This window comes from Mesorhizobium sp. B2-7-1 (assembly GCF_006440735.1).
Lineage (GTDB): Bacteria > Pseudomonadota > Alphaproteobacteria > Rhizobiales > Rhizobiaceae > Mesorhizobium.
The window spans coordinates 19,617-34,540 of sequence record NZ_VFUA01000002.1 but is presented as its reverse complement, the minus strand read 5'-3'; the positions used below and the strand labels follow the sequence as shown (position 1 = coordinate 34,540).

General features: G+C 65.4%; 12 protein-coding genes. 8 read left to right on the top strand and 4 right to left on the bottom strand.

Features of this window, described 5'->3' with window-relative positions:
- Window positions 1–4 precede the first annotated feature (4 nt).
- Window positions 5–1,813: a ShlB/FhaC/HecB family hemolysin secretion/activation protein gene (locus FJ471_RS01230; RefSeq protein WP_246684568.1), complete on the bottom strand. Its 1,809-nt coding sequence runs from the start codon at window positions 1,811–1,813 to the stop codon at window positions 5–7.
- 352 nt (window positions 1,814–2,165) lie between these two features.
- Between FJ471_RS01230 and FJ471_RS01225 the strand changes: the two genes are divergently transcribed.
- Together FJ471_RS01225 and FJ471_RS01220 are read left to right on the top strand one after the other, a co-directional pair.
- Window positions 2,166–3,032 (top strand): hypothetical protein, encoded by an 867-nt coding sequence (locus FJ471_RS01225; RefSeq protein ID WP_140801363.1) that lies wholly within the window; start codon window positions 2,166–2,168, stop codon window positions 3,030–3,032.
- 117 nt (window positions 3,033–3,149) lie between these two features.
- The gene (locus tag FJ471_RS01220; protein WP_224668054.1) at window positions 3,150–3,995 is read left to right on the top strand and encodes a hypothetical protein; all 846 of its coding nucleotides are present in this window, start codon (window positions 3,150–3,152) and stop codon (window positions 3,993–3,995) included.
- A 27-nt stretch (window positions 3,996–4,022) separates the two neighbouring features.
- On the opposite strand, the gene FJ471_RS01215 is transcribed toward FJ471_RS01220, so the two are convergent.
- Complete coding sequence (locus FJ471_RS01215) at window positions 4,023–5,225, bottom strand: ROK family transcriptional regulator (RefSeq protein WP_140801361.1); 1,203 nt, start codon at window positions 5,223–5,225, stop codon at window positions 4,023–4,025.
- A gap of 212 nt (window positions 5,226–5,437) precedes the next feature.
- On the opposite strand from FJ471_RS01215, the gene FJ471_RS01210 reads away from it, so the two are divergent.
- The 6 genes from FJ471_RS01210 to ugpC all read left to right on the top strand — a co-directional run bounded on the left by FJ471_RS01210 (window position 5,438) and on the right by ugpC (window position 11,511).
- Complete coding sequence (locus FJ471_RS01210) at window positions 5,438–6,676, top strand: extracellular solute-binding protein (RefSeq protein ID WP_140801360.1); 1,239 nt, start codon at window positions 5,438–5,440, stop codon at window positions 6,674–6,676.
- Window positions 6,677–6,761: 85 nt separating this feature from the next.
- Window positions 6,762–7,646 (top strand): sugar ABC transporter permease, encoded by an 885-nt coding sequence (locus FJ471_RS01205; RefSeq protein WP_140801359.1) that lies wholly within the window; start codon window positions 6,762–6,764, stop codon window positions 7,644–7,646.
- Window positions 7,646–8,491, top strand: coding sequence for a carbohydrate ABC transporter permease (locus FJ471_RS01200; protein ID WP_140801358.1), 846 nt, complete (start codon window positions 7,646–7,648; stop codon window positions 8,489–8,491). Before FJ471_RS01205 ends, FJ471_RS01200 begins: the two co-directional genes overlap by 1 nt.
- Before the next feature lie 2 nt (window positions 8,492–8,493).
- Window positions 8,494–9,510, top strand: a complete 1,017-nt coding sequence (locus tag FJ471_RS01195) for an SIS domain-containing protein (RefSeq protein ID WP_140801357.1) — start codon at window positions 8,494–8,496, stop codon at window positions 9,508–9,510.
- Window positions 9,510–10,448 carry a PfkB family carbohydrate kinase gene (locus tag FJ471_RS01190; protein ID WP_140801356.1) on the top strand — a complete coding sequence of 313 codons (939 nt, stop codon included), beginning with the start codon at window positions 9,510–9,512 and terminating at the stop codon, window positions 10,446–10,448. The genes FJ471_RS01195 and FJ471_RS01190 overlap by 1 nt, the downstream gene beginning before the upstream one ends.
- A complete protein-coding gene (gene ugpC, locus FJ471_RS01185; protein WP_140801355.1) occupies window positions 10,435–11,511 on the top strand; it encodes a sn-glycerol-3-phosphate ABC transporter ATP-binding protein UgpC in 1,077 nt (358 codons plus the stop codon). The genes FJ471_RS01190 and ugpC overlap by 14 nt, the downstream gene beginning before the upstream one ends.
- A gap of 243 nt (window positions 11,512–11,754) precedes the next feature.
- Here the strand turns inward: ugpC and FJ471_RS01180 are convergent, their stop codons facing one another.
- Together FJ471_RS01180 and FJ471_RS01175 are read right to left on the bottom strand one after the other, a co-directional pair.
- On the bottom strand, window positions 11,755–13,290 hold the full coding sequence (locus tag FJ471_RS01180) for an aldehyde dehydrogenase family protein (RefSeq protein ID WP_140801354.1): 1,536 nt from the start codon (window positions 13,288–13,290) through the stop codon (window positions 11,755–11,757).
- A 163-nt stretch (window positions 13,291–13,453) separates the two neighbouring features.
- Window positions 13,454–14,854, bottom strand: a complete 1,401-nt coding sequence (locus FJ471_RS01175; protein ID WP_140801353.1) for a VOC family protein — start codon at window positions 14,852–14,854, stop codon at window positions 13,454–13,456.
- Window positions 14,855–14,924 lie beyond the last annotated feature (70 nt).

Here is a 14,924-nt window from a genome sequence, read left to right as displayed (position 1 = left end):
GGCCCTAGAACTGGATGGCGCCGCTCAGCGAGAAGCGATCGCTGATAGGCTGATGGTCGTCACGGTGCTGACGGCCCCATTCGAGGGTCAGGCTCGTGTTGGTGGGATCGCTGGCGAAGGCCGTGCCGAGCTTGACGCCAAGCCCGTAGGAGGCGCCGACGGTGCTGGCGCTCTCGAGCGCCGTCGGCATTTCCAGCCGGACTTCGCCGACGGCGCCGAAGACGTAAGGCGAAAGCTGGACCACGCCGCCGGTGAAGGGCATGTACCAGGGCGAGGACAATTCACCGCGAACCACATAGCCGGAATCGCCTTGCAGTGCGCCGGCATCGAAGCTCGACAGTCCGGTCGCGCCGGCAAGGCCGATCTGCTCGGACTGCAGCAGCGGCTTGCCGAACGAGGTTTGCGCCCGGGCGAACAGATCGACGCCGAGATGGTCCGCCAGTTGCTGGCTGTAGCTCGCCGAGACCTCCAGCTTCTGGAATTCGGCATCCGCGCCCTGGCGCGACAGCGGCAGGAGCGGCGTGGCGTCGGCGGCCATACGCGCGCCGAGGCCGTCTATGCCGAATGAAGCCGTGATGTTGCCGACGAAGACGCCGCCGAGCGGCGTGAACCAGGTGGCGTCGGTGCCGAACCGGATGATGCGCAGCCTGTCCTCGGCGATGGGCAACGAGATCGGCGTGACGGCGTCGAGATGGTCGTTCTGCGCGTCGAAGGACAACTGGCTGCTTACCGTCAGCGCCCGGCTGCGGATCCAGGGATAGCGCAGCCGCGCGGAATAGCGCTCGAATTCGCTGCCGAAGCCCAACGAACCAGGCTCGGCGTCCGGATTGGCGCGCGTGCGGCTGGCTTCGAGATTGAGCGTCAGCCCGTCATAACCGATCGGGACGACGATACCGGCCGCGTAGTTGCGATTGCGCGGATCGTCGCTGGTCAGGCCCTGGTCGCCGCCATTGGGATATCCGCCGGCCCGCAGGTAGACGAGTTCGCCGAGACCGAGCAATGAATTGAAATCGACGCCGACGCCGGTCGACCAGCGTTGCAACGAAGGCGATAGCGAATTGTCGACGGTGAGTTGCCCGCCGATCGGCCGGTACTTGCCGTCGATGACAAGCACGCTGGCGCCCTTGGTCGAGCCTGCCTTCAGTGTCGAGCGCAGCCTGGCGCCCGGCGGGTCGCCGGCCAGCAGCAGCTTGCGTTCGATCGCGGACAGCTTGATGCCCTTTTTACCGACCAACGGCGCCAGCGTCGCCTCGACCCTACCCCTTATCCGTTCCGGCAGATTGCCGGTGTCGATCTTTTCAAGGAAGCCATCGACGACGACCAGCCGCAACGTCGCGCCGTTGGTCAGTTTCTGCGCCGGCAGCACCACCCGCGCCAGCACGTAGCCGGCGCGCGCGTATTCGGCTTCCAACTGGCGCGCCGCGGCGAAGATCTCGGCTGCCGTGACCGTGCGGTCGGAAAGTCCGGCGGTGACCTTGCGCGTTGTTTCGGTCATGTCGGCAAGGCCGCCCTCGATATGCACTCCGGCAAGCCTGACCTTCAGCTTCTCCGCGCCGGCGGGTGCCTCCAGTCCCTTGCTTTCAGGGATGGAGACACCTGCCGTGTCCGGCCCGGGTGGTGGCCGAAAGGTGGGCGGAGTGATCTGGCTTGCGGTCTGCGCGAAAGCGCCGGATGAAAGCCAGAGGCAGGCAGAAGCGGCGACAAGCGCCGTCTTGACGCCGCCATAGCCACACCATCCTGCCTCGCCGGGCCGGGGCCGGTCGCTGTATCGGAGTTTGCGGTTTTCATCGGCAAGGAAGCCGGTTCCGCCCATATGGCTCACGCAGTCACTCTCGATCCGAGACGGAAATCTGGGGCGCAAAGCGTTGCCACCGCCGATGCCGCGCATCGGGCGCCAGACCCTGTCCTTGTTTCTTTTTTCCCGGGAAAGCGCTCCCCGCAGCCCCGATGGCGCGGAACCTATGCCCGCTTGCCGAGACTCGTCAATTCAACGCAGGGCTGCGGGCTCGACTATTATTGGCACGGGTTTCCCGAGCCGACGCAAAGAGTTAGCAACGAATCCACCGCCTAATCGTTCGTTGTTCCAATAGGCAACTGGACACGGCCGGCTAAGACTGGGAATCTTCATTTGTCGTTGCTTGGAATCGCATGGAGTACCGCAGGAAATGCCGCAGAGTGCCGCAGAGATCGCCCGTCATCCGGCAGCGCTGCGCGGTGTGCAGGAACAGGCGAAGGCGCTCATCCATATTTATGAAACGAGCCCGCGACTGGCCGCCGTGTTTGCCACCCAGCAGCGCTGGCTGCTCGCTCATGTCGGCCTGGCGCTGCATTTCCGGCGCGATCCCAACGACCGCCGCACCGAAATGACGATGGCGCGTTTCATCGAGGTCGTGCGCCACAATTCCGTGGCCAGCCGCAACACCGCCGAGGCCTTCGTCAAGGAGATGCTGCACTACAACATCGCCGAATACATCTCGACCAGCGGTGATGGCCGCGCCCATCCCATGCGGGTCACGGCGGGCACCATCGAGACCTTCACCGGCTGGATTTACGCGCATCTGAAGACGCTCGACCACATAGATGGCGGAAGCCGGTTGGCAGCCTTCCTCGACCGGCCCGAAATGCTGCCTACCCTACAGCCGCTGATCGCCGATGGATTGCTGGCCAGCGAGGGCGTGCGGGAGCCTGGGCAGACTTTTTCATTGTTTATCTGGCTAAACAACGGCGGCATCGTCATGGACTGGCTGATGTCCGGCATCGATTCCGAGGACGTCCATCTCGATAGGATACCGACCGGCGTCATTTCGGTCAGCGAATTCGCCCACTGGCTGAAGCTCTCGCGCACCCATCTGGCGCGCAAGCTCCATGATGCCGAGGCGCTCGGCAGCATCGGCTGGGTCGGCCAGCGCGGTCATTCCGTGATGTGGGTTTCGCGGCAGTTCTACGACGAATACATGGCGGTCCAGGCGTCCAAGCTCGCCGTAGTCGACGAAGCCTTCGAGGGCTGTCTCTCGGCTCTGAAAGATAGTTGACCGTCAAAGTCGGCGCACCTCGCGCAAAGCCGCCCCCACGCTGGCGGGTGCCGGTCAAAACTGCTATCCGCAACTTGCGAGACTACAGCATCTTTGGGTGGAAGCTGGGAGGGTGCCTTGACCTATGAAGACATTGCCGGTCACCCGGCACTGCATGCTTGCGTGCGCGCACAGGCGATGGCGATGCAGCAGGCCTATGAAGGAAACCCGCGGGCATCCTCGGTCTTTGCCACCCAGCAACGCTGGCTGATGGCCCATATCGGTCTTGCCCTGCATTTCCGCAGAGACCCCAGCGACTACCGAAAGGAAATGACGGCGGCGCGTTTTGTCGACGTCACCGTTCAGCATGCGGTGGCAAGCCGAAACACGGCCCATGCCTTCATCAAGGAAATGCAGCACTATAATTTCATCGAGGTCGGGCCGGCGGGCGACGACGGCCGCATTCGCCCCCTGCACCTGCCCGCCATGACCCTGGAGCCGTTGATCGGCTGGATTCATATGCATCTGAGCACGCTTGATGCTCTTGACGGCGCGAACCGCCTGGAGACATTTCAAGCGCGGCCGCAAATGCTGGCCAAGTTGCAGCCCCTGATCGCGGACGGCCTGATTTCCTCGGTGCCGGTGCGCGAGCCGCAACAGACTTTTTCGCTGTTCACCTGGCTCAACAATGGCGGCGTCGTCATGGACTGGCTGATCGCCGGCGTCGACCCTCAAAATGCCGGCCAGGAGCGCATTCCCACCGGCGTGCTGTCGATTGGCGATTTCGCCAGGTGGCTGAAGCTGTCGCGCACCCACCTTGCGCGCAAACTGCGCGACGCCGAGGCGCTCGGCAGCGTCGGCTGGCTTGGGCGGCGCGGCCATTCCGTCATGTGGATATCGAAGGAATTCTATGGCGAATACGTCACCGCGCAGGCGGTCAAGCTTGCCATCATCGATACCGCCTTCGCCGCGAGCGTGACGTAAGCGGCCAACTGAGCGCCTTGCGCCTTTCTACCCGGCCTTCAGGATTGCGGAAAATCGCGGATCGAAGGCCCGGCTGATCGGCTCGGCCGCGGCGCCCACGGCGATCGCCCAGGGATCCGTGGTGCCGAGTTGCAGCCGCGGCAGGCGCCGAACGGGACGATCCGCGATCGACGGCAGCAGCGGATGCATGGCTTGGAGCAGAAGCCGGGCCAGCGCCTCGGGCGCGCTGCTGGTGAGGATGACGGTCTGCGGATCGAAGATCGTTTCGATCAGGTGCACGCCCCAGCGCAGGTCGGACGCAGCTCTTTCGACCCAGCCCGTGACCCGCGGGTCTTGCGCAAGCGCCAGTGCGCCGAGCGTCTCGTAGAGTCCCCTCTCGGCGGGGTCGAGGCCGAGATGCTGGTAGAGCGAGGCGAGCGAGGCGCGATGCTCCAACGGCGTGGAGCCGGGGCCGGCCGGCGAAAGCAACGCCATGCCGACCTCGCCCGCATTGCCGTTGCCGCCGCCGTAGAGTTCTCCGTTGAGGATCAGCCCGGCGGCTATGCCGTAGCCGACATAAAGGCAGACGGCGTGATCGACGCCATGCGCGGCCCCGACGATCCGCTCCGCCGTCGCGCAGGCCGCCGCGTCGTTCTGCAGGCCGACATTGAGCCCGGTGCCGGCCGCGAGCGCCTCCACCAGCGGAAATTGCTGCCAGGCCGGCATCATCCATTTGTTGTCGGGATTCTTCAGCCCGAACGGGCCCGGCATGGCGACGCCCAACCCGACCAGCCGCCGTTCGGACTGGGCAAACAAGGAAGCCAGCTCGCGCCTGACGCGGTCGACCAAGCCGAGGATGATTTTGACGCCCGTCGAAGGCTCGTCGAACGGCAGCCCCGCCTCGGCGCGCGCGATCACCTTGCCGACGAGATCGACCACAACGACGCGTGTCAAATGCCGGTCGATCTGCAGCCCGATGGCGAAGGCCCCTTCGGGAACCAGCCGGTAGGGCGTGAAAGGCTGCCCCCTGCCCTTGCGCACCGCATCCAGGGCGACAACCAGCCCATCGCGCTCGAGATCCTCGATGATGTTGGAAACCGCCTGCTTGGTAAGCTGCGTCGCCCGCGCCAGGTCGGCGCGCGAAAGCGCGCCGTTGAGCCGCAGCGCCTCGATCATGACGCGGCGGTTATGCGCGCTCGTTCCCTCCTGGTTGGTGCCGCTTTTGGCACGGATCGGGCTGATGTCATGCACCGTCGTTTCCCCTCTTGACTCCATTAAAGGATTGATCGACTAATTAAGTCAAGCGAATTGACTTAATAGGTGAGACCCGCGCGGCTCCACAAAAAGACGGCAAAGCTTTCGGGCTCCGCCGCACGCCGTTGGGACGGATCCGGTCATACGCGATGCGAATTCGAGGAAGCGGCCCGCCGCCCCTCGCAGCTGTCGAAAATGGGAGAAGACAAATGCTGAAATCGATCGGTAAGACACTTCTGGGCGCGGTGTTCGTCGGCGGACTGTTCGTCCCCCACGCCTTCGCCGAAACCACCTTGAACGCGCTCTTCATGGCGCAGGCCGCCTATAGCGAGGCCGACGTGCGCTCGATGACGGAGGCCTTCACCAAGGCCAATCCGGACATCAAGGTCAATCTCGAATTCGTTCCCTATGAAGGCTTGCACGACAAGACCGTGCTCGCCCAGGGGTCCGGCGGTGGCTACGACGTGGTGCTGTTCGACGTCATCTGGCCAGCCGAATATGCGACCAACAAGGTGCTGGTCGACGTATCGTCGAAGATCACCGACGACATGAAGAAGGGCGTGCTGCCCGGCGCCTGGACCACCGTCCAGTATGACGGCAAGTACTATGGCATGCCGTGGATCCTCGACACCAAATACCTGTTCTACAACAAGGAAATCCTGGAGAAGGCCGGCATCAAGGCGCCGCCGAAGACCTGGGAAGAGCTTGGCCAGCAGGCCAAGATCATCCAGGACAAAGGCCTGCTGAAGACGCCGATCGCCTGGAGTTGGTCGCAGGCCGAAGCCGCCGTCTGCGACTACACCACGCTGGTCAGCGCCTATGGCGGCGACTTCCTCAAGGACGGCAAGCCCGACTTCCAGAATGGTGGCGGCGTCTCGGCGCTGAAATACATGGTCGACAGCTACAAGTCGGGCCTCACCAATCCCAATTCCAAGGAGTTCCTGGAGGAAGATGTCCGCAAGGTGTTCGAGAACGGCGATGCCGCCTTCGCGCTGAACTGGACCTACATGTACAACATGGCCAACGATCCGAAGGACTCCAAGGTTGCCGGCAAGGTCGGCGTCGTGCCGGCGCCGGGCGTTACCGGCACCAGCGAGGTCTCGGCTGTCAACGGCTCGATGGGCCTTGGCGTCACGACGGTGTCGAAGCATCAGGACGAGGCCTGGAAATACATCGAGTTCATGACCTCGCAGGCGACGCAGAACCAGTATGCCAAGCTCTCGCTGCCGATCTGGGCCTCGTCTTACGACGATCCGGCCGTCACCAAGGGTCAGGAAGAACTGATCGCCGCCGCCAAGCTCGGCCTGGCCGCGATGTATCCGCGCCCGACCACACCTAAATACCAGCAGCTGTCGACGGCGCTGCAGCAGGCGATCCAGGAATCGCTGCTCGGCCAGACGACGCCGGAAGACGCGCTCAAGACCGCAGCTGAGAACAGCGGCCTCTGATCTGTCGTTCCTCGACGCGGGCGGCCTCATAAGCGAGCGCCGCCCGTGCTATTTCTGATCGGATGAAGGAAGAGAGGCGCCTCTGATGTCAGGCACCTGGATGACGACTCGCGCGTGGCTGTTGATGCTGCCGCTTCTGGTGATCATGGTGGCCGTCATCGGCTGGCCATTGGTCGACACGGTCAGGCTCTCCTTCACCGATGCCCAACTGGTCGGCACGGCGGGCAATTACGTCGGCTTCGACAACTACGCCAAGATGCTGACGAGCTCGAATTTCACCCGCACGCTCTCGACCACCACCTGGTTCGCGGTCGTCTCGGTCGCGGCCGAAATGGTGCTCGGCGTGCTGGCGGCGCTTCTGCTCAATCAGGAGTTCCGCGGTCGCGCGGTCTTGCGCGGGCTGATGATCCTGCCCTGGGCGCTGCCCACCGTCGTCAACGCCACGCTCTGGCGGCTGATCTACAATCCCGAATATGGCGCGCTGAACGCGGCGCTGACGCAACTCCATCTCATCGATGACTATCGGTCCTGGCTGGGCGAGCCCGGCACGGCGCTGGCGGCGCTGATCGTCGCCGACTGCTGGAAGAATTTTCCGCTTGTCGCGCTGATCGCGCTCGCCGCCCTGCAAGCGGTGCCGCGCGACATCACCGCTGCCGCGCTCGTCGACGGTGCCGGCCCGTTCAACCGCTTCCGCTTCGTCATCCTGCCCTATCTCGCTGGTCCGCTGATGGTGGCGCTGGTGCTGCGCACAATCGAGGCCTTCAAGGTCTTCGACATCATCTGGGTGATGACCCGCGGCGGCCCGGCCAACAGCACGCGCTCGCTGTCGATCCTCGTCTACCAGGAGGCCTTCTCGTTCCAGCGCGCCGGCTCCGGCGCTTCGCTGGCGCTGATCGTCACCTTGCTCGTCACCGTGCTCGCCGTCGCCTATGCGGCGCTGGTCAGGAAGACCGCGGGGAGCGCGACCTGATGGAACGCAAGAGCCCGCTCTTCACCGCTTTCGTCTATGCCTGCGCGATCCTGCTCGCCGCGGTGATCCTGGCGCCGCTCGCCTGGCTCTTCGTCATGAGCATATCGCCAGCCGCCGATCTTGCCGCCAAGCCGCTGCGCTGGTGGCCGCAGGCGGCCGACTTCTCCCGTTACGCGCAGCTTCTGTCGACGGCCGAGAACAGCGCCGGCGCCGCCTTCACCGCCTCGCTGCGCAACAGCCTCGAAGTCGCCGGCATGGCGACGCTTGCCGCTGTCGTCCTTGCCGTGCCGGCCGGCTGGGCCGTCTCGCGCACGCCTTCGGTCGGCTGGTCGCTGTCGATGGTGATCGCCACCTACATGCTGCCGCCGGTGGCGCTGTCGGTGCCGCTTTATATGGGCCTGTCCTGGCTCGGCCTGCTCAACAACGTCTTCGGCCTGGCGCTGATCTATCTGACGATCCTCGCTCCCTTCACCACCTGGCTGATGAAGTCGGGTTTCGATTCCATCCCGCGCGAGATCGAGGCCGCGGCAATGATCGATGGCGCCGGCCTGCTCCAGACCTGGCGCATCATCACCTTGCCGCTGGCGGCGCCCGTGGTGGCGACATCGGCGCTGTTTGCCGTGCTGCTTGCCTGGGACGAGTTCTTCTACGCCCTGCTCTTCACCTCCGACCAGCGGGCAAAGACCCTGACCGTCGCCATCGCCGATCTCGCCGGCGGCCGCGTTTCCGACTACGGACTGATCGCCACCGCCGGCGTGCTCGCGGCCTTGCCGCCGGTGCTGATCGGCCTCGTCATGCAACGCGCGCTGATCTCGGGCCTGACCAGCGGCGGAGTGAAAGGATAATCATGACTGCACAAAAGAACCGCCCCGCAGGGCTCGTCGCCATCGACCGCGAGATGGCGCGCCAGCATGCGGATGCGCTCGCCTCCTTCGAGAGCAATCGAGAGGCAGCCGCCGAGGTGGCCGCCTCGATCAGGAAGAACGGCAGGCTCGTCCTGCTCGGCATGGGCGCCTCGCATGCCGTCGCGCGCGCCGTCGAGCCGCTCTATCGCGCGCACGGCATCGATGCCATCGCGACGCCGCTGTCGGAACAGCTTGGCCAGCCGCTGCCGCTTGACGGCAGGACGGTGATCGTCACCTCGCAGTCCGGCGAGAGCGCCGAGGTGCTGCGCTGGTTCGCCGGGACCGGCGATCGCGCCGAAACCTTCGGCCTGACGCTGGAGGCCGGCTCGTTTCTCGGCCGGACAGTGCCTTGCCTCGTCGGCGCCGGCGGCACCGAGCTTGCCTTTGCCGCGACCCGCAGCCTGACGGTGACTTTCGCCCTGCATCTCGCCATCCTCGCGGCGCTTGGCGAAGATCCCGCCGCCGCCCTTGCGGCGCTTAAAGTGCCGGAAACGGTTGCAGTCGATGCCGCCCTTGCGGCGCTCGGCAATGTGGCGACCGTGGTCACATCGGGCCGCAGCCTGCAAGGTGTGGCCGAAGCGCTGGCGCTGGGCCTCACGGAACTGTCGCGCCTGCCCTGCTACTCGCTCGAGGGCGGCCAGCTTCGCCACGGGCCGATGGAAATGCTCGGTCCCAAGATCGGCATCGTGCTTTTCCGCGGCAACGACCCGACTGCGGATCTCGTCACCGCGATGGCCGAATCGGTCGTCGAAGCCGGCGCGCCGCTGATCGTCTTCGATGCCTCGGCCATGTCGCCGGTCGCGGGCGCCGTCACGTTGAGGTTCGAGCGTGCCTCGGGGCTGGCGGCGGTCTTTGCCATGCTGCCGGCGGCGCAGCGTCTGATGATCGCCTTCGCCGACTCCCGCGTCGAGAACGCTGGAACGCCGGTGCGCACCACCAAGATCACCAGGAGCGAATGATGCGGCCGCTCGCGGTGATCGGCAACGTCAATGTCGACCTGATCGTCGGGCCGGTCGCGCCCTGGCCGAAGGCTGGCACCGAGACCGTCGTCGACCACGACGACCTGCGCGTCGGTGGCCAGGCCGGCAACACCGCGCTCGCCTGGCAGGCGCTGGGCATCGACTTCGACATCGCCGCCAATCTCGGCGACGACCAGTTCGGCCGCTGGCTGCGCGATGCCTTCGGGCGCCGCGCGCAAAATTGGCCGGTTCGTCCCGAAGGCACGACATTGTCGGTCGGCATGACCCATCCCGACGGCGAGCGCACCTTCTTCACCACGCGCGGCCACCTGCCCCGCTTCGGCCTGGCCGACGTGCTCTCCGTGCTGGACGGCAATCGGCTTTCCGGCGGCTATGCGCTGCTCTGCGGCTCTTTCCTCACCGAGGACCTGACGCGCGATTACGACGCTTTCTTCGGCTGGACCGAAGCGCATGGCATCGCCGTTGCGCTCGACACCGGCTGGCCGATCGATGGCTGGACGGAAGCAAACTGCGCTGCCGCGCGCGGCTGGCTGTCGCGCTGTGCGCTGGCCCTGTTCAACGAGGTCGAGACGACGACATTGGCCGGCCTGGCAGATCCGGCGCAGGCGGCGCGCAAGATCCGCGACGGCATGAAGGGTGGGGCAACCGTCGTCGTCAAGCGCGGGCCCGACGGCGCGATCGCCATCGGCGCCGACGGCGAGCTCATTGAAGTGCCGGCACCCCGCGTCACCGTCGTCGACACGATCGGCGCCGGCGATGTCTTCAACGCCGCCTTCCTGGCCGCCTTGGCACAGGGACGGCCGCTGGAGAACTGCCTGTCCGCCGCCGTCCAGGTGGCGTCGCGCGCCATCTCAACACTGCCCCGCGACTATGGCGGGCCGATCCGATTCGAGGATGCCGTCCATGAGCGCGCTTGAAATCCGCGATGTCCGCAAGAATTACGGCAGCGTCGAAACGCTGAAAGGCATCGACATCGCGCTTGAGAACGGCGAGTTCCTCGTGCTGCTCGGCTCGTCCGGCTGCGGCAAGTCCACCCTGCTCAACATCATCGCCGGCCTTGCCGAGGCAACGAGCGGCGACGTTCTGATCGGCGGGCGGTCCGTGCTCGGCGTGCATCCGAAGAACCGCGACATCGCCATGGTCTTCCAGTCCTACGCGCTCTATCCGAACCTCACCGTCAGCCGCAACATCGGCTTCGGCCTGGAGATGCGCAAGGTTCCTGCCGCCGAGCGCGACCGGGCCGTGCGCGAGACGGCGAAGCTCCTACAGATCGAGAACCTGCTCGACCGCAAGCCCGGCCAGCTCTCCGGCGGCCAGCGCCAGCGCGTCGCCATCGGCCGGGCGCTGGTGCGCAAGCCGCAGGTCTTCCTGTTCGACGAGCCGCTCTCCAACCTCGACGCCAAGCTGCGGCTCGAGATGCGCACCGAATTGAAGCGCCTGCACGAGATGCTGCGCACCACGGTGGTCTACGTCACCCACGACCAGATCGAGGCGATGACGCTGGCGACCCGCATCGCCGTGATGCGCGACGGTCGTATCGAGCAGCTCGGCACGCCGCAGGAGATCTACAACCATCCGGCGACGCTCTATGTGGCTGGTTTCGTTGGCGCGCCCGCGATGAACATGCTGGAAGCGACCGTCGAGGAGGGCAAGCTCGCCATTGCCGGCACCGATGCGCGGCTGGCGCTGCCGGGCCGCTACGCCAATGCTGTCCGCAACGGTACTCCTGTTGTTGTCGGCATCAGGCCCGAAGCGCTACGCCTCGGATCGGACAGCGGTGCGGAACTGTCGCTACCCGTCGAGATCGACGTCGTCGAACTGACCGGTCCCGAGCAGGTCACCACTGCCCGCACCGGAACGCGACGGCTGACGGCGACCTTGCCGCCGCAAGCCCGTGTCGCCAAGGGCCAGCCATGCGCCCTTGTCTTCGACGCGGATGCGCTTCGCCTGTTCGATCCGACCACCGGGAAGGCTCTCTGAGAAGCGATATCTCCCGCGCGGGAGATGTCGTCACATCGCGAAGCTTGTACTCACGGCACGCTGCGCGCCTTCGGCAACACCGCGCATGGGGAAAGCTTATGAAGAAAACCTATGAGAAACCGACGTTGAACAAGCGTCAGAAATTGTCCAGCGTCACGGCCGTCTGCACGCCCTCCACCTGCGTCGACTGACCTTCTCTGCGGCAATTGGAAAACGGCGCCGCTTTCGCGGCGCCGTTGCGGTTCAATCGATATCGAACGAGACACCCTGGGCCAGCGGCAGCGCCTTGGAGAAATTCACCGTGTTGGTGGCGCGGCGCATATAGGCCTTCCAGGCATCCGAGCCGCTCTCGCGGCCGCCGCCGGTCTCCTTCTCGCCGCCGAACGCCCCCCCGATCTCGGCGCCCGAGGTGCCGATGTTGACGTTGGCGATGCCGCAATCCGAGCCGTCGACGCCAAGGAAGCGCTCCGATTCCTGCAGGTCGCGGGTGAAGATCGATGACGACAGCCCGGCGCCGACCGCATTGTGCTGTTCCAGCGCCTCGTCGAAATCGGTGTATCTCATCACATAGAGGATCGGCGCGAAGGTCTCTTCCGTCACCGGCGATACCTGCTTCGGCATCTCGACCAGCGCCGGATGCACGTAATAGGCGTCCGGGTGGCCGTTCTCGACGCGCGCGCCGCCCGTCACCTTGCCGCCATGGGCGATGGCTTCCTTCAGCGCCTTCTGCATGTTGTCGAAGGCGCCCTTGTCGATCAGCGGACCGACCAGCGCCTTGCCTTCCAGCGGATTGCCGACCGAGACGGACTGATAGGCCTTCTTCAGCCGCGGCAAGAGCGCGTCGTAGACGCTGTCATGCACGAACAGGCGCCGCAGCGTCGTGCAGCGCTGGCCGGCAGTGCCCATGGCGCCGAAGGCGATGGCCCTGAGCGCCATGTCGAGATCGGCGGTGGGCGTGACGATGCCGGCATTGTTGCCGCCGAGCTCCAGCACGGCCCGGGCAAAGCGCTTGGCAAGCCTCGGACCGACCTCGCGGCCCATGCGCGTCGACCCGGTGGCCGAGACCAGCGGCACCTTCGGATGGTCGACCAGCACCTCGCCAACCGCGCGGTCGCCGATCAGCACCTGCAGCAGGCCTGCCGGCGCATCGGTGCCGAAGCGCTTTGCGGCGCGCTTGAAGATCGCCTCGCAGGCAAGCGCGGTCAGCGGCGTCTTTTCCGACGGCTTCCACACCACGGCATCGCCGCAGACGAAGGCGAGCGCCGAATTCCACGACCACACCGCGACCGGGAAGTTGAAGGCCGAGATCACGCCGACCACGCCCAGCGGATGCCAGGTCTCCATCATGCGGTGTCCGGGGCGCTCGGTGGCGATGGTGAGGCCATACAATTGCCGCGACAGGCCGACGGCGAAATCGCAGATGTCGATCATTTCCTGGACTTCGCCCAGACCCTCGGACGGGATCTTGCCGACCTCGATCGACACCAGCCGGCCGAGTTCGTCCTTATGCGCGCGCAATTCCTCGCCGAGCAGCCGCACCAGCTCGCCGCGCTTCGGTCCAGGCACCAGCCGCCAGGCCTGGAAGGCCTTGTGCGCGGCATCGATGGCCTTGCCGGCGTCCGCTGCCGAGATCGACTTGAGCGCCGCGATCTCTTCGCCCGTCACCGGGCTGCGCACGACAAGGTCGCCGCCGACAAGCGCATCCCTGGCCACGCCCAGTTTCTCAAGAAGTGAGGCCGTTTCCTTGGCTAAGCTTATGGATTTATGTGCGATGTTCATTCCAAACTCCTGTTTGTTCGCGCTGACCGAAACGCGCGGCACCGATTTGCCGGGCGGCGTCTGCCGTTTCAGTCCAGCGGCGAGGTCTTTGCTTTTCTGTCCGGCATAGAGCTCGCAATAGGCCTTTGCGGCAGATGCCGTGCTCGGGTTTCGACCATCCTGCCTATTCCGCCGCCTGCAGGCCGCGCAGCGCGCTCCGGCAATTCTCGATCGACCGCCTTTCGATGGCTGCATAGTGCGCGAACTCGTCGACAACGCTGGCGCCGAGAGCGGCTTCGAAAACTTGCTGGTTGGGGCTGGCGGCAAAAGCCTCTGTCGCCTCATCGCCGAGATTCGACTGGAAGATGCCGGCCGCGCTGACGGGAAGGAAATCCTCGTAGACGATCGGATCGAAACGCAGCAGCCCTTCGGCCAACAGCCTTTCGACATCGTCATCGCGCCCGCCGCGGGCTGTGCGCCCGAGCTCGGTCAGCGAATAGGTGAAATAGCCAAGTCCAGCGGCTCGGATTTCCTCCCAGCTGTCCGGAAACGACTTGAACCGCCCGGCCAGCGCCGCGCCGTAGTCTGCCGCATTCGAACCATCCGCCGACGGCGTGGCGATCTTGCGGGCCTCGTCGAGCAACCTGTCGTAGAGTGCCCTGCCCTTCGGCGTCAGCGCGATGCCGCGCTGCTCGATCTCGCCGAAGCGCGCCGTGTGCGAACCGGTCATCCAGGCGCCGTCATCCGATTGGAACGACACCGGCTCTTCGAGTGCCTTGAAGGATGTTTGTCTGAGCAGGACCGGGCACCGGCGGGTCGGCGGACCTTCGACAACCGCCTTGGGTTCGATGCCTCGCAACGGCATGCGCGCCTGCACCGCGTCGATATCGAGCGTGCGCGGCGTGAGGTGATTGATGTGCGGCCCCTTGAAGGACACGACATCGGCAACCAGCCGATGCTGACGGTGCAGTCTTTGGTACATATCCGCGCTTACGCAGGCCCGATCGTGCCAGCGGAATGTCTCGAGGATCTCGTCGACGAAGCGGTCGGCGTCACGCCGATCAAGGCCACCCTGCCTCTCGGCCTTTTCGGTGAGCGCGATCGCGCCGTCGCTGAAAATCCGCCGGGCCGCGAGAACCTGCTGCGCCTCGGCCCGCAGCGTCTCGTCGCCGATCAGGTCGAGACGAAGCAGGGACGTGAAGACGCGAAAAGGGTTACGGCTGAGCGTCCTGGCGTCGACCGGCCGGAACGCCGTAGCATGGACCGGCACGCCGGCGGCGCTGAGGTCGTAGTAGCCTACCGGATACATGCCCATGACAGCGAAGACGCGCCGCATCATCGACAGTTCGGCGGGCGTCCCAAGGCGGATCGCCCCGTGCCGCTCCTGCGAGATGCGATCGAGCGAATCCGTGGCTTCCAGGCTGGTCCGCAGCTCCGGATCGCCGGCCAGCACTTCCGCGTTCGCCTCGGCGACCAGCTCCATCAGCATGCCGTAGGCCGGGACCTCGACCTTGTACATTGCCGACATCGCCGCCGAAAAGTCGGCCCGGATATCGTCGCGGGAAACGAAACCAGCGTCTCGCATCGGTGCGCCTCACTTCGAAGAAAAGGAAAGATCATTCCAGATAGGAGTGATATCTGCTTTCTTTAGAGGT

Coding starts and splice junctions, on each gene's coding strand:
- FJ471_RS01230 (WP_246684568.1), bottom strand. CDS start 1,813: ATGGGCGGAACCGGCTTCCTTGCCGATGAAAACCGCAAACTCCGATAC.
- FJ471_RS01225 (WP_140801363.1), top strand. CDS start 2,166: ATGCCGCAGAGTGCCGCAGAGATCGCCCGTCATCCGGCAGCGCTGCGC.
- FJ471_RS01210 (WP_140801360.1), top strand. CDS start 5,438: ATGCTGAAATCGATCGGTAAGACACTTCTGGGCGCGGTGTTCGTCGGC.
- FJ471_RS01205 (WP_140801359.1), top strand. CDS start 6,762: ATGTCAGGCACCTGGATGACGACTCGCGCGTGGCTGTTGATGCTGCCG.
- FJ471_RS01200 (WP_140801358.1), top strand. CDS start 7,646: ATGGAACGCAAGAGCCCGCTCTTCACCGCTTTCGTCTATGCCTGCGCG.
- FJ471_RS01195 (WP_140801357.1), top strand. CDS start 8,494: ATGACTGCACAAAAGAACCGCCCCGCAGGGCTCGTCGCCATCGACCGC.
- FJ471_RS01190 (WP_140801356.1), top strand. CDS start 9,510: ATGCGGCCGCTCGCGGTGATCGGCAACGTCAATGTCGACCTGATCGTC.
- ugpC (WP_140801355.1), top strand. CDS start 10,435: ATGAGCGCGCTTGAAATCCGCGATGTCCGCAAGAATTACGGCAGCGTC.
- FJ471_RS01180 (WP_140801354.1), bottom strand. CDS start 13,290: ATGAACATCGCACATAAATCCATAAGCTTAGCCAAGGAAACGGCCTCA.
- FJ471_RS01175 (WP_140801353.1), bottom strand. CDS start 14,854: ATGCGAGACGCTGGTTTCGTTTCCCGCGACGATATCCGGGCCGACTTT.